The 13,157-nt window shown below is 66.3% G+C and carries 17 protein-coding genes; 7 read left to right on the forward strand and 10 right to left on the reverse strand.

Translation table 11 applies throughout. The annotated features are described in order from the left end of the window. Positions 1–54: 54 nt before the first annotated feature. Complete coding sequence (locus KHB019_RS12055; RefSeq protein ID WP_230103547.1) at positions 55–282, reverse strand: DUF2188 domain-containing protein; 228 nt, start codon at positions 280–282, stop codon at positions 55–57. A gap of 514 nt (positions 283–796) precedes the next feature. Between KHB019_RS12055 and KHB019_RS12060 the strand changes: the two genes are divergently transcribed. Then, entirely contained in the window at positions 797–1,066 is a 270-nt protein-coding gene (locus tag KHB019_RS12060; protein ID WP_325471885.1) for a hypothetical protein, read from the forward strand. Between the two features lie 16 nt (positions 1,067–1,082). Here the strand turns inward: KHB019_RS12060 and KHB019_RS12065 are convergent, their stop codons facing one another. Together KHB019_RS12065 and KHB019_RS12070 are read right to left on the reverse strand one after the other, a co-directional pair. Then, entirely contained in the window at positions 1,083–1,334 is a 252-nt protein-coding gene (locus KHB019_RS12065) for a hypothetical protein (RefSeq protein ID WP_230103545.1), read from the reverse strand. Between the two features lie 23 nt (positions 1,335–1,357). Continuing rightward, positions 1,358–2,533 (reverse strand): zinc-dependent alcohol dehydrogenase, encoded by a 1,176-nt coding sequence (locus KHB019_RS12070; protein WP_337459073.1) that lies wholly within the window; start codon positions 2,531–2,533, stop codon positions 1,358–1,360. 139 nt (positions 2,534–2,672) lie between these two features. Between KHB019_RS12070 and KHB019_RS12075 the strand changes: the two genes are divergently transcribed. After that, the gene (locus KHB019_RS12075) at positions 2,673–3,671 is read left to right on the forward strand and encodes a YihY/virulence factor BrkB family protein (protein WP_337459074.1); all 999 of its coding nucleotides are present in this window, start codon (positions 2,673–2,675) and stop codon (positions 3,669–3,671) included. A gap of 70 nt (positions 3,672–3,741) precedes the next feature. Next, positions 3,742–5,103 carry an APC family permease gene (locus tag KHB019_RS12080; protein WP_337459075.1) on the forward strand — a complete coding sequence of 454 codons (1,362 nt, stop codon included), beginning with the start codon at positions 3,742–3,744 and terminating at the stop codon, positions 5,101–5,103. Here the strand turns inward: KHB019_RS12080 and KHB019_RS12085 are convergent. Both KHB019_RS12085 and KHB019_RS12090 read right to left on the reverse strand, forming a co-directional pair. Further along, positions 5,054–6,031 (reverse strand): cation transporter, encoded by a 978-nt coding sequence (locus tag KHB019_RS12085; RefSeq protein WP_337459076.1) that lies wholly within the window; start codon positions 6,029–6,031, stop codon positions 5,054–5,056. The two genes, KHB019_RS12080 and KHB019_RS12085, sit on opposite strands and share 50 nt — an antisense overlap. Next, on the reverse strand, positions 6,028–6,540 hold the full coding sequence (locus KHB019_RS12090) for a hypothetical protein (protein ID WP_337459077.1): 513 nt from the start codon (positions 6,538–6,540) through the stop codon (positions 6,028–6,030). Before KHB019_RS12090 ends, KHB019_RS12085 begins: the two co-directional genes overlap by 4 nt. A 224-nt stretch (positions 6,541–6,764) precedes the next feature. On the opposite strand from KHB019_RS12090, the gene KHB019_RS12095 reads away from it, so the two are divergent. Together KHB019_RS12095 and KHB019_RS12100 are read left to right on the forward strand one after the other, a co-directional pair. Next, entirely contained in the window at positions 6,765–7,619 is an 855-nt protein-coding gene (locus KHB019_RS12095) for a helix-turn-helix transcriptional regulator (RefSeq protein WP_337459078.1), read from the forward strand. A gap of 144 nt (positions 7,620–7,763) precedes the next feature. Then, complete coding sequence (locus KHB019_RS12100; protein WP_230103538.1) at positions 7,764–8,084, forward strand: DUF7882 family protein; 321 nt, start codon at positions 7,764–7,766, stop codon at positions 8,082–8,084. Here the strand turns inward: KHB019_RS12100 and KHB019_RS12105 are convergent. Together KHB019_RS12105 and KHB019_RS12110 are read right to left on the reverse strand one after the other, a co-directional pair. Beyond that, positions 8,071–8,322: a hypothetical protein gene (locus tag KHB019_RS12105; protein ID WP_230103537.1), complete on the reverse strand. Its 252-nt coding sequence runs from the start codon at positions 8,320–8,322 to the stop codon at positions 8,071–8,073. The genes KHB019_RS12100 and KHB019_RS12105 overlap by 14 nt on opposite strands. Then, complete coding sequence (locus KHB019_RS12110) at positions 8,319–8,525, reverse strand: hypothetical protein (RefSeq protein ID WP_230103536.1); 207 nt, start codon at positions 8,523–8,525, stop codon at positions 8,319–8,321. The genes KHB019_RS12105 and KHB019_RS12110 overlap by 4 nt, the downstream gene beginning before the upstream one ends. A gap of 126 nt (positions 8,526–8,651) precedes the next feature. On the opposite strand from KHB019_RS12110, the gene KHB019_RS12115 reads away from it, so the two are divergent. Beyond that, complete coding sequence (locus KHB019_RS12115) at positions 8,652–9,032, forward strand: hypothetical protein (RefSeq protein ID WP_230103535.1); 381 nt, start codon at positions 8,652–8,654, stop codon at positions 9,030–9,032. Between the two features lie 12 nt (positions 9,033–9,044). Here KHB019_RS12115 and KHB019_RS12120 read toward each other — a convergent pair whose 3' ends face one another. Beyond that, positions 9,045–11,222: an MMPL family transporter gene (locus KHB019_RS12120; RefSeq protein WP_230103534.1), complete on the reverse strand. Its 2,178-nt coding sequence runs from the start codon at positions 11,220–11,222 to the stop codon at positions 9,045–9,047. Between the two features lie 70 nt (positions 11,223–11,292). On the opposite strand from KHB019_RS12120, the gene KHB019_RS12125 reads away from it, so the two are divergent. Then, positions 11,293–11,865: a MarR family winged helix-turn-helix transcriptional regulator gene (locus KHB019_RS12125; RefSeq protein ID WP_230103533.1), complete on the forward strand. Its 573-nt coding sequence runs from the start codon at positions 11,293–11,295 to the stop codon at positions 11,863–11,865. 6 nt (positions 11,866–11,871) lie between these two features. Here the strand turns inward: KHB019_RS12125 and KHB019_RS12130 are convergent, their stop codons facing one another. Then, complete coding sequence (locus tag KHB019_RS12130; protein ID WP_230103532.1) at positions 11,872–12,213, reverse strand: histone-like nucleoid-structuring protein Lsr2; 342 nt, start codon at positions 12,211–12,213, stop codon at positions 11,872–11,874. Between the two features lie 76 nt (positions 12,214–12,289). Further along, positions 12,290–13,117 carry a LuxR C-terminal-related transcriptional regulator gene (locus KHB019_RS12135; RefSeq protein ID WP_230103531.1) on the reverse strand — a complete coding sequence of 276 codons (828 nt, stop codon included), beginning with the start codon at positions 13,115–13,117 and terminating at the stop codon, positions 12,290–12,292. Between the last annotated feature and the right edge of the window lie 40 nt (positions 13,118–13,157).

The following is a 13,157-nucleotide window of genomic DNA, read 5'->3' on the forward strand; positions in this document are numbered from 1 at the left end:
CGCCGCAGCCGAACACATGGGAGCGGATTGAACATCCACGGGTGACTATGGTCGTCAGCCCTTGACGTCGCGCGGGTCTTTTCCGTAGCTGTTCCGCTCAGAGACCTGGCCGTCCTTGTCTTTGATGATGTGCTCCACCTCACGGCTGGCCGCAATCTGCCGGCCCTCTTCGGCTGCTCCGGCCTGTGTCCGGTAGGTCTCACCGGTGTTCCCGGCCTCGCCCGTCACGTGGTTGTGCCACGTACCGTTCTCGTGGAAGGTTTCGACGTCTCCCTTGGGCATGATGGCTCCGCTCTCTGCTGTTCGGTCGAACATAGAACGAGTGCGCGCGCCGCGGTCAGGGGCTTGCCTGTCCGACGCGGGATGCGCTATCTGTCGCATTGCAACGGGATCGACGGGCACAGCCAGATTGTCGAACGTCCGCCGGCTCATCCTCCGGATGTTTCCATGACGGCTCGACAGCCTTATCCCGGACTGCGAGGGTGGAGGTATGCGACAACGCGAGGTGAACCCGACAATGACTTGGATTGGCCTGACTTTCGGGGGCTCCTACGCCATCCTCTGTACTGTGCTGATCCTGACTGGCGTGGTGGGCGGCACCCTCTGGTTCACCGTTGTGGCGATGGTGTTGCTCGCCGTCTCGAGCTTCATCCAGATCATCAGACGCCGTCGGCAGCCATAGCTTCCGCCGAGTCGATCCTGGGGCGACTGGATGCCTTCCCGGCGCATGTACCTTCTCCTGCAGCATCCCGCAAGGCCCTCAGTGTCCGCCAATGCGCCCTTCTACCCTCTTCGTATGGACGGGGAAAGCAGGCGCACAACGACTTACGTCGAGATCGATGGCAGAGAGTACACGCTCGGGCGAGATCTCGACCTGGTCGACGTCATGTCAAAGATCCAAGCAGCCGCGCAGTCGAGGCCGACGTTCGTCGACCTCGCCGACAGCGCGCACCTCGTCTCCGTCCTCGTCTCGCCTCAGTCGAGGGTCGTGATCACCGTCCGGCCGGAGTCGTCCACGCCCGAGCATCTGCACCCGAGCGACGCGATGAGCGATTGGGATCTGTAACGGCGCGCGCCCGACGCTACTCGGCGTCATCCGTCCCTTCGCCCTCGTCACCCAGCTCGGGTTCGACCTGCGGCCGTCCGATGATGCCGATGCCGACCGCCTCATGGCTGGGTTCGGGCTCCTCGCGAGCAGGGGCCTTGGGCTCCTCACCGGGGTCCTTCTCCGCGCTCGGCTCCTGCATCTCCTCGGCGTCCGGCATCTGCTCCGGATCGGGGCGCTTCGGCTCAGCCGGGGTATTGCTTTCGGGATCGGTCGTCGAATCGCTCATGATGCGCTTCCTTTCGTCGTGGGTCAGGGGTTGAGGACGACCTTGATGCAGCCGTCCTCCTTGCGCTGGAAAGTCGAATAGAGGCCGGGAGCATCCTCGAGCGGCGCGTGATGCGTCGCGAGATCCATCACGCCGATCGGGTCCGCCGGGTCTTCGACCAACGGAAGCAGATCATCGATCCAATGCTTCACATTGCACTGGCCCATGCGCAGGCTCAGCTGCTTGTCGAACATCGTCTTCATCGGAAGGATGTCGGCGTCGCCGGCGTACACGCCGCTGAGCGAGACCGTTCCCCCGCGACGAACGAGGTCGATCGCGGCATACAGTGCGGTGAGTCTGTCGACTCCTGCCTTGTCGAGCGCCGCTCGCGCCACGGCATCCGGGAGCAACCCGATCGCCTGCTGGGCGAACTTCACGCCGGGAGCGCCGTGCGCTTCGAGCCCGACGGCGTCGACGACGGAGTCCGCGCCGCGGCCATCGGTCAGATCACGCAATTCTTCGACGACCGTGTCCGTCAGGTCATAGGTGAGGATGCCGTGACGCTCAGCCATCGCGCGTCGCTCCGGGACCGGATCCACCGCGAGTACGCGGAAGCCGCGATGCGTGCCGATGCGCGACACGAGCTGACCAACCGGGCCGAGACCGAGCACCGCGAGCGTCCCGCCCTCGGGAACGTGCGCATACTCGACCCCCTGCCACGCCGTCGGCAGGATGTCGCTGAGATACAGATACCGGTCGTCGGGGAGTTCGCTCCCCACGAGGACGTGGTTGTAGTCGGCCAACGGCACCCGAAGGTACTCTGCCTGTCCGCCCGGGATCTGACCGTAGAGCTTCGTGTACCCGAAGAGAGCGGCGCCGCTGCCGTACTCGCGCACCTGAGTCGTCTCGCACTGGGATTGCAGGCCTCGGCGGCACATGAAGCAGTGTCCACAGGCGATGTTGAACGGAATCACGACGCGATCGCCGACCTTGATCTGCGTCACATCGGCGCCGACCTCGATGACCTCTCCCATCGGCTCATGCCCGAGCACGTCACCGCGATCGAGGAAAGGACCGAGCAATTCGTACAGGTGCAAGTCGGACCCGCAGATCGCCGATGAAGTGACGCGGATGATCGCGTCGGTCGGCTCTTGAATCTGTGGATCGTCGACTTCGGTGACCTGGACGTCGCGTTTACCCTGCCAGCTGAGTGCCTTCATGCTTACACCTTCGCCGAGACCACGCGTGCACCGAACAGGGTTGACAATCAGGGTTCGCCACCACAGCGCGGGATGTCAAGGGGAGTGCTCTGTGCCGAGCAGAGGCGCAGAGTCGAGGCAACAGAGTCAGGAGCCCGTCATGACATCAGAGCACGCCGCCGAGCCCGGATCCCCGGCGAAGATCGACGGACGATCATGGCGGCTGGCGGTGCGGCGAGCTCTTCGAGCTTTCGGCGCCGACGAATGCCCCGACGTCGCTGCGAGCCTCACGTTCTACTCCGTGCTCGCCCTGGTGCCGGCTGTGATGGTCTCGTTCTCGATCGTCAGCCTGCTCGGACGCGGTGAGGAGACCGCCCGCATCGTTGTCGACGTCGTCCGTGCCCTGGCACCGGATGCCTCGGCTGCTGCGGTGCGCGACGCGATCGGCCAGATCGCCGAAGCGCGTCTTTCCGGCCTCCTGCTCCTCTTCGCGCTCGCGTTGACGCTCTGGGCCGTCGCTCGGTACGTCGCCGCTCTCGGGCGAGGCATGAACCGCATCTACGGCGTCGCAGAGGGCCGCCCGGTGTGGCGGCTGAAAGCAGGGCAGCTCCTGATCGCCCTCGTCGTCATCATCTGCACCGCGCTGATGGCGGTCATACTGTCCATCACCGACGGCGTCGCAGAGACGCTCGGGCAGGCATTCGGGCTCGGCGATGTGGCCTTGCTCGTCTGGCGCGTCCTGCGCTGGCCGCTCCTGGCCGCGATAGCCGTCTTCGTACTGGCGTTCCTGTACTACTTCGCTCCGAACGTCGAACCGGCGAGGTTCCGCTGGATGAGTCTCGGCGCTGCGGCAGCCCTCGTCGTGCTGCTCCTCGCCTCGTTCGGGTTCTGGCTGTACGTCTCCACGCTCGCCGACTACGACCGGCTCTACGGAGCTTTCGCGGGGGTGATCATCTTCGCGCTCTGGCTGTGGATCGCGAACATGGCGATCCTCGTCGGCGCGGAGTTCGATGCGGAGGTGGAGAGAGTCCGCCAACTGCAGGCGGGCATTCCGGCCGAGACGCAGGTCCAGGTGCCGCTGCGGGATGCCCGGCGGATCGCGAAGAGCGTGCGCGGTGACCGCCGTGAGGAGGCACGGGCCCGCCGGATCCGCGGCTGACCCTCGGCTCATCCGCGGCATGATTGTCAAGCCCGATGCGGGGAGAGAACGTCCGCAATAGGGTCGCGGGATGACGAACGATTCGAAGGTTCCCTCACGCTTGCGGCGCGCCATCACCGGGCCGCTGCTGTTCGCCTTCATCCTCGGCGACGTCCTCGGTGCGGGGATCTACGCGTTGATGGGTGTGCTCTCGGCCGAGGTCGGCGGGATGCTGTGGGCGCCGCTCCTGCTTGCTCTGCTGCTGGCGCTCCTGACAGCGGGCTCCTATGCGGAGCTGGTGACCAAGTACCCGCGCGCCGGCGGGGCCGCGGTCTTCGCCGAACGCGCGTTCCGCAGTCGCATCCTGTCGTTCCTGGTCGGTTTCAGCATGATGGCCGCCGGTGTCGTCAGCGCCGCGGGGCTCGCCATCGCATTCGCGGGGGAGTACCTGCAGACCTTCTTCGCCTTGCCGGTGATCCCCGTCGCGATGGTCTTCCTCGCCATCGTCGCCGCGCTCAATGCCCGCGGCATCCGCGAGTCGATGGGGGCGAACCTCGTCATGACGGCGATCGAGGTGAGCGGTCTCGTGATCGTGATCGTCGTCGTCGGCGTCTTCGTTGCCGGCGGCGGCGGAGATGTCACGAGGGTGACCCAGGCGCCCGAAGCCACGCCGGTCGGGTTCGCGGTGCTCGGGGGAGCGATCATCGCGTACTACTCCTTCGTGGGGTTCGAGACGTCCGCGAATGTCATCGAGGAGGTGAAGAGCCCGTCGAAGACCTACCCGCGTGCGTTGTTCGGAGCTCTCATCACGGCAGGAGTCGTCTACGTGCTCGTCGGACTGGCGAGTTCGGCGGCTCTTCCGCCGGAGCAGCTCGAGGGCTCCAGCGGGCCGCTGCTCGCCGTCGTCGAGGCGACCGGAGTCGGCATCCCCTCCTGGCTGTTCAGTCTGATCGCGCTCATAGCCGTCGCGAACGGTGCGCTGCTCACCATGATCATGGCCAGTCGCCTCGCCTACGGCATGGCCGAACAGGGGCTGCTCCCTGGTGCCCTCGCGCGGGTGCTGCCGAAACGCAAGACGCCGTGGGTCGCCATCCTCGCCACCACCCTGGTCGCGATCCTGCTGACACTCGTCGGGGATCTCGCCACGCTCGCAGAGACCGTCGTGCTCCTCCTGCTGTTCGTCTTCATCAGCGCGAACGTGTCGGTGCTCGTCCTGCGCCGGGACAGAGTGGAGCACGAGCACTTCCGCGTCTGGACGTTCGTGCCGGTGCTGGGCATCGCCTCATGCATCCTGCTGCTGACCCAGCAGCGTCCGCAGGTGTGGCTGTTCGGCGCGATCCTACTCGTCGTCGGCGTCGTGCTCTACCTGCTGGCGCAGTGGGGCCGGGGCCGGGAGAAGGGCGTCACCGCGCAGCATCCGCTTCGTCAGGCAGACGATCGGACGGGACGATGACGACGTCCTGAACCTTCCAGTCAAGAGCGGTGATCCGTTCGGATGCTTCATCGATGTGACGCAGCGACACCCGGCGCTTCCGAGGCACGACGAACGCCTCGACGTGGAACACCTGACCCTGGTCGCGCATGCGCACCGCCGCGTCGGCTATCCACGGCAATGATCGCAGGGTGTCGACGATGTGCGCGGCGAGCGGATGCGGCTCCTTGTCGTCGTAGGTCGTGGCGCGCTGATCCATGAGGCCGACGACGGCGGACTTGGTGTTTCGGAACCCGTCGTGGATGATCCCGAGCGAGATGAACACGGCCGCCACGCCGTCGAGCCACCACACGCCGACACCGATCCCGAGCACACCGACGACGGATGCCGCGTTCGTCTGCCAGTCGGCCTTGGCCATGTCGGCATCGGTGAACAGCAGCTTGTTGTGCAGCACGGGGGCCAGCTTCGCCTTCGCCGGACCGTAGATGAACACCGGCCCCACGACGACGAGCACCATGACGCCGACCATCAGCCAGCCGAGCCAGATCGTCTGGCCGAACAGCTGCACGGTGCCGATCGTCGCGTGCTCCGCGGCGATCAGTCCCGTCACGGCTTCGAAAGCGAGGTTGAGACCGACCGTGAGAAGCGCGACGCCGGCGACGAGGTGGCCGATCCCCATCGAACGGTGCATGCCGTAGGGGTGCTTCTTGTCGGGCCTGCGGCGGACGAATATGAGAGCGACGAGGAAGGCGACCTGCGGGATCAGCGAGAGCATGTCCTCGATCCAGGCCGTGCGCATGGCCTGTGAGTTGCCCACGACGAAGGCCACCAGCGTGATCGTGCAGGTGGTGTACGCGATCGTGAACCATTCCCAGAACACCGCCTTCTTCAGCGCGACCTGCTGCTCGGGTGGCAGATCGGTGCGGCCGAACTGGTGACTCGGGTTCATGATCCGACCTCCTGATCGAGGAAGGCTTCGAGCTTCGAGAGGAACGCGTTCTTACCGAGCGGCACGAGGAAGACCAGAGTGCGGCCGTCCGACCCTTCGATGTTCTTGTACCCACGGGTGATTCCGGCTCGATCGGCCCACGGGGTCTGATCGGTGAACCCGCCGATCGCGAGGTCGATCCTCCCGGACTCGAGATCGCCGACGAGAGTCTCCTCGGCGCCCGCACTCCATTCGATGCGCGTGTCTATCGACGCGGCGAAGCCCTCCACCAGATCGACGAGCGGCCCGCTGGGCTCGTCGCCGGTGACGACCACCAGGCCGGGGTCGGGAGTGACGCCCACGTGCATGGTCGCACCCGTCACGGATTCCAGCGTGCCGTCCGGGTCAGTCGGAACGGTCACCCCGCACGCCGCGACGGACAGGGTGATGAGGGAGAGAGCGGCGGCGGCAGACGCGCGTCTGACACGACGGCGCAAGAGGCTGCCTCGTCGCGGTGTGATGACGGTCATGAGGGCAGTCTCGTCTTGGGCACAGGGCGCGGCAAGACGCTTGACCGTGACGGACGACGCCGGTATGGCGGCCGAGGCATGAAACCTCGGATACTGTCCGAGTGAGGCCTGAATCAGAACGGAGAAGGAACGGGATGCTGTCCACACTGCGCTTCGAATCGAAGGACGTTTCGCGCGTTGAGGAGACCTGGAAGCAGTTTGTCCCGTCCGCGGCACTTCAGAACGTGGACCCCACGCGTTTCGCCTTCGACTGGTTCTCGGCAGAGACTCCGGATATGACGCTGGTGCAGTACGAGCTCGCCGCCGAAGTGCGTTCGGTTGTCGAGCCGGACGATCAGATCCTGGTCTGTCGCGTCGAAGCGCTGCGCGTCGGCCTCGGCTCGGGACACGCCGACGTCGACGCACACCTGCCCTGGATGACAGACGGCCGTCAGGTCTGGGCCCGATGGGATGCAGCAGCGAAGGTCAGTGCACTCATCTTCGACCGAACTGCAGCGCAGGATCTTGCTCGTCGAATGAGCGGGAACGACGCGTATCGTCTGCGCGTGAGGGAACTCGGACCGGTCGGACGTGATGCAGCCGCCCAATGGGAGCGCTCGTACGCCTATCTGACCGCATCGCTCGGGCAGGCATCACCCGATGACGACCTGATCCTCGCGGGGCTTCGCCGACACGCGCTGTGGGCGACGCTCACCGCCTTCGATACCGGCTTCGGGGAGGCGCTCGAAGGGGCGGCGCAACTGCGCCAAGCGCCCACGACGGTGCGTCGTGCACTCGATTTCATCGACCAGAACGCCCACCGGGACATCACGGTCGATGACATCGCCGTCGCCGTCCACATGTCCACGCGAGGACTCCAGTACGCGTTTCGTCGCGCCCTCGACACGACCCCGGCCGAGCAGCTTCGCAGAGCGCGCCTGGACGGCGCGCACCGAGAGCTGCTGCGCGGCCGCGCATCGACCGTCGGTCAGATCGCGCGACGCTGGGGGTTCGCGCATCCCTCCCGATTCGCGACCGCATACCGAGACGTCTACGGTGTCGCACCTTCGCAGGCCCTGCGCCGTGGGCGCGGTGACTGACGGCGCACTGAATGTGCGCGGAATGCACCTGCCTCGAGTCCGAGCCGGGGCGCGCGGCGTCGGACGGTTAGATTCAGAGCAGGCGCATGGCCTTCGGGTCAGCAGTTCTGCAGCGCCGTGAGGCATCAGGAGAGCAGAGACGTCATGGGGAGCCTTTACTACGGCGATTCGGCCGAGCCCATCAACATCGAGGATCGTGCGCTGGCGCATCTCAAGATCGTGATCGCGACGAAGCTGCGGCGCAACGAGAGCTTCACGCTCTCATGGCCGCACCCGGAGACCGAAGCGAATGGCCGCAGCACGATCTGGCTTCACCCGTCGATTCCTCTGCGGTTCGTCTTCGACGCGCCGGAGGCGCCCGCGATCAGCCGTCAATGGGTCGAGGATCTCGCGAACTCGGCCAGCTCCAGCGGCGGCATCACCCTGATCGACGAGCACGTGGAGAGCGTGGTCACTGAGAGCTAGGGTCGCCGGGTCCCACACCGGGGGTGTCGTTCATCTCGGATGTGTCCGGGATCTGCGACTCGTCATCCGGATCGATCCGCACCCTGTCGGCGGAACCGGAGTCGGCGCCTGCACGGCCGGCGGGAACCTGCTCGGTCTCGTCGTCCGGCCGGTCTTTCTTCGTCTCGTCGTCGGCGCCTTCGGCGGGGGCCTTCTCGACGTCCGGTGGGCGCATCCCCTGATCTCCGATGCCGCTCATAGTGCACCTTCTTCGGGTTCTGCGCCGGCGGCCAGGCGATCTGCCTCCGCGCTGTCGACCTGATCGTCGTCGATGTCGGGGTCGATCGTGCGCTCGCCGTCGTCATCGACGGTGGCCGGATCGACGCCTGGTTCCGGGACGCCCTCGGCCGCCACGCGGTCGTCGTCGGGGAATGGCAACGGAGGAATGGGGGGATTGGACATGACTTCACCTTTCGTCGATGCTCCGGATGCTACGCAGGCGCCTGTCCGACGCAGACCCGGTTGACCGGAGTCGATCGGCGGACTATAAGTGCGTTCCGCGCCACGCCCGCCTTCTAGAATGAGCGAATGAGTCCGATCGACACCCTCGCCATCGTCGGCGAGGTCGTGTCGTGGATCGGGCTGGGGATCGGCATCCCGCTCCTCGTGATCGCCGGGATGATCGCCTTGGCCGAAGGGCGCTGGGAAGGCGCCGACATCGCCGTGGTCGAGCGCGCGGACGGGACCATCCTGCGGTGGTTCGCCGGCGGCGACTTCCACGAACGGGCCCTCTCCGCCGGTGAGCACGTCGGCGACGGCTGGCACCGGGGGTTCGTCAGCGTGCGCGATCCGAGCCATGCGCGCCTCGATCCGCCCGTGCTGCGGAAGCTCTTCACCACGCTGGGGATCGTGTTCACGGCGCTCGGGGCTGTCGGATTCATCCTGTCGATGATCCCCGCGTTCATCTGAGGCCGATCGGCGTCAGCGCTCTCCGCGTCGCAGTGCGGACGGCCACCAGATCGCGCGACCGATGTCGTATGCCAGCGCCGGGACGAGCAGCGAACGGACGACGAGCGTGTCCAGCAGAACTCCGAAGGCGACGATGAACGCCAGTTGCAGGAGGAACAGGATCGGGATGACGGAGAGGGCTGCGAACGTCGCGGCCAGGACCAGCCCGGCTGATGTGATGACGCCGCCGGTCACGGACAGGCCACGGAGCACGCCCTCGCGGGTTCCGTGCTTGAGTGCCTCCTCGCGCACGCGGGTCATGAGGAAGATGTTGTAATCGATCCCCAGCGCGACGAGGAACACGAAGCCGTAGAGCGGCACTGCGGGGTCGGCGCCGGGGAAGGCGAAGATCCCGTTGAAGACAAGGGCCGACACGCCCATGGCCGTGCCGAACGACAGCACCGTGGTCAGCACCAGCAGCACAGGGGCGAGCACAGACCGCAGCAGCAGCATGAGGATGACCAGGATCACGACGAGGATCAACGGGATGATCAGATTGCGGTCGTGGATCGAGGCGTCGTTCGTATCCACCTGAGTGGCGGTCACCCCGCCTACCAGCGCATGCGAATCGGTCAGGTCGGTGCGCAATTCTCTGACTGTCGAGGCAGCCGCGTCGGAGTCGGCTGCAGCGCTCAGAGTGCCCTGCAGCAGCACGTCGCCGTCGACGATGGTCGGCTCCGGGGTCGGCGTTCCCGGAGGGCCGAACGCGGCGATGCCGTCTTCGGTCACACTCGCCGACCCGCTCGGCGAGTCCGATGCGGTGACTGCGACGGCGTCTATGCCGTCATTGGCGAGCAGCACATCAGCGGCATCCTGAAGCGACTCCTCGGCCACGACCACGTAGACGGGGCTTCCGGAACCGCCGGGGAAGTGCTCGCCGAGCGCCACCTGGCCGTCGCGGGCCTGTGAGGCGCCGAGCACGAGGTCGGACTGCGGAACCCCCGAGGCGTTCAGCTGCGTGATCCCGGCCGCGCCGGCGATGAGCACGAGCGACGTGACGATCCAGATCAGACGTGGACGACGCCCGATGGCGCCGGCGAGGCGCGCCCAGAGCCCGGTGCCGGCCATCCCGCGCTCCGCGGTGACGATGTCGGGTTCGAACTTCGGCCGCCGGGGCCAGAAGGCCGCGCGCCCGAACACGAACAGCAGGGCAGGAAGCAGGGTGAGCGCTGAGAGCATCGCGAAGACGATGCCGATGGAGGCCACAGGGCCGAGTGTGCTGTTCGACTTCAGATCGCTGAGCAGCAGGCAGAGGAGCCCGGCGATCACCGTTCCGCCGGACGCTGCGATCGGCTCGAGCGAGCCCTTCCAGGCGGATATGATCGCCGCGCCCTTGTCCTTCGTGCTGCGCAGCTCCTCCCGGAACCGGGATACGAACAACAGCGAGTAGTCCGTCGCCGCGCCGATCACGAGGATGAAGAGAATGCCTTGGGTCTGACCGCTCAGCAGCAGGATCTCCCATTTGGCCAGCCACCAGACGACCAGCAGTGCGACGCATAGCGCGAACAGGCTGGTCGAGAGGACGACGACCGGCAGGAGCAGCGACCGGTAGACCAGGATCAGGATGACGAGAACAGCCAGGAGGGCGACGGCGAGCAGCAGGCCGTCGATGCCGGAGAAGCCGGCGACCAGATCCGCGGAGAAGCCGGCCGGTCCGGTGACATACACGCTCACGCCCGTCGGCGCAGCGTCGCGCAGGTGCTGACCGAGGGCCTCCACGGTGTCGCCGAGGTCCGCATCGCTGGAGATGGGGATGAAGGCCTGCACGGCACGGCGGTCCTCGGACTGGAGGCCGGGGGAGACCTCGGCGGAGACCCCGTCGACATCCGGGGCGTTCTCGATGGCGCTGTCGATGGCGGAGAGCTGGTCGTCGTCGAGCGCGCCGTCGCCGACGAAGACGACGACGGCTGGGATGGCATCGGAGTCGTTGAACTCGCCCAGCAGGTTCTGCACCTCGGTGGCCTCAGCCGATGTCGGCAGATAGCTGGTCTGGTCGTTCGAGGAGACCTCGCTCACCTTGCCGAAGAGCGGGCCGCCCATGCCGGCCGCGACGAGCCACGCGATGATGAGAAGAGCTGGGACGAGTGCGCGCGCCCATGATCGGCGACGCACGCGGGTACGCGGAGTCGTGGATGCGGTGTTCTTCGGCATGGGACCTCATTTAGCTAGCCAGGCAAGAGGTAAGCCTAGCAGGAAACAAGTTGGAGGTAGCATCGTCACCATGTCCGAGGTTCCTCCCTTCGAATCGGGATCCGGCGTCTACGACGTGGATGTGAGCGATCCTCACGGCGAGCTGATCGATCGGAGCGCCGTGTCGGCGGCCGACGTCCGCCAGATCAGCGCGCTCATGCGCGCGCTGGGGGAGTTGCGGGAGGCCGAGCAGAAGATCTCGGAGGCGTCCTTGCGGTACATGAAACTCAACAGCACGGACATGCGGGCGCTGCATTTCCTCATCGCCTGCGAAAACAGCGGGTCTGTCGCGACGCCGGGTGCGATGGCGGCTCACCTCGGCATCTCCACGGCTTCGACGACCAAGCTGCTCGACCGCTTGGAGCGGGGAGGCCACGTCACGAGATCCCCGCACCCGTCCGACCGGCGGGCGCTCGCGATCGCGATCACAGCGGCGACGAGGCGCTCGGCGATCGAGACGGTCGGGCGTCAGCACGCCCGTCGGTTCGCAGCCGCGGCCCGACTCGCTCCGGCCGAGCGCGAGATCATCACCCGGTTCCTCGCGGATATGACGACGGAGATCGCCCTCGGCGATGAGCCGTGGGCGATCTCCGCAGAAGAATGATGCCGGTCAGTGCGCGGCGCGGTACGCCTCGATGACAGTCGCAGGGATGCGTCCGCGCTCCGAGACCTGGTGGCCGTTCTCGTTGGCCCACTCGCGGATCGCGGCGGTCTCGGGAGATGCTGCCGATCGCTTGCGAGCTGATCCTGATCGCGCGCCGGCCGCCGAGGCGCGACGGGCACCCGCGATGTACGGCTCGAGAGCCTTTCGGAATTCGTCCGCGTTCTCGGTCGTCAGGTCGATCTCGTATGCGGTGCTGTTCAGGGAGAAGTGAACGGTCTCACCTTCTCCGACCCCGAGAACGGTTCCGTCGATGTCATCAACCAGCTGGTGCACAATTCGTCGAGCCATTCACTCAGCTTACGCAGGAGGAATGCGCGGAGACAATGTTCCCGAACGCATTCTTCGGGAATTCAGCCGTCTGATATCAGGGAAGAATTCCGGCTCGTCGAGCACGTGCGACTGCGGCATGTCTTGTCGATGCGTCCAATTTCGACATCGCCGTTCCCAGATACGCCTTGACCGTTCCTTCACGAAGCCCGAGTTGTGAGGCGATCTCGGCATTCGTGCCGCCGAGCGCCACGCAGGCGAGCACATCGGTCTCGCGTGGCGAGAGCTGCACGGTCGGAATCGGGCGTGTGATCGGACCGGTCGCCGGGGTGGCGTCACCGGCGAAGGTGAGCAGCGTCTTCTCGAGTCGACTCAGCCGCGTACGCAGAGCGGAGTCGGTGACCTCGGCGGAGATGCTGCGCAGCTCGGCGAAGCTCTCCCGCAGTTCCTCTCGATCCGATGACGAGAGGATCTGCCCTTGCGGAGCGAGTGCGCGTACGCGGCGGTCGACCTCATCACGGATGCGCAACTCGGATGCGACGTCGTCGGCGACGTTCATCGCCGGAGCAGTCGTCACGCCGCCGACCGGTGCTTCCTTCCACGCGCCGGCGTAGAGGACACCACGTGAGCGGCCGCCGACGACGATCGGGACGGCGAGAAGAGTGCGCAATCCCTCCCCGAGGATGAATTCGTCGTAATCGTGGGTGATGTGCCGCGATGCGCCGTAGTCGCTGGTCATCCGCGGTCGCAGCTCTGACATCGCCCGCCCGCCGAGGCCACGGTCGGGCCGCACTCCCAGCCCCTCGATGCTCCGGGTGCGCGTACCGACGATGCTCGTCACCGACACCACGCCGTCTTCGAACAAGCCCCCGAAAGCGACGGGAAAGCGGGTGCGTCGAGCGAGCTCGCGCACGGCATGTGTCACGAGATCAGCGTCCGGATCAAGTGCGATCGTTGTGCTCCTC

This window comes from Microbacterium sp. KHB019 (assembly GCF_037285405.1).
GTDB lineage: Bacteria > Actinomycetota > Actinomycetes > Actinomycetales > Microbacteriaceae > Microbacterium.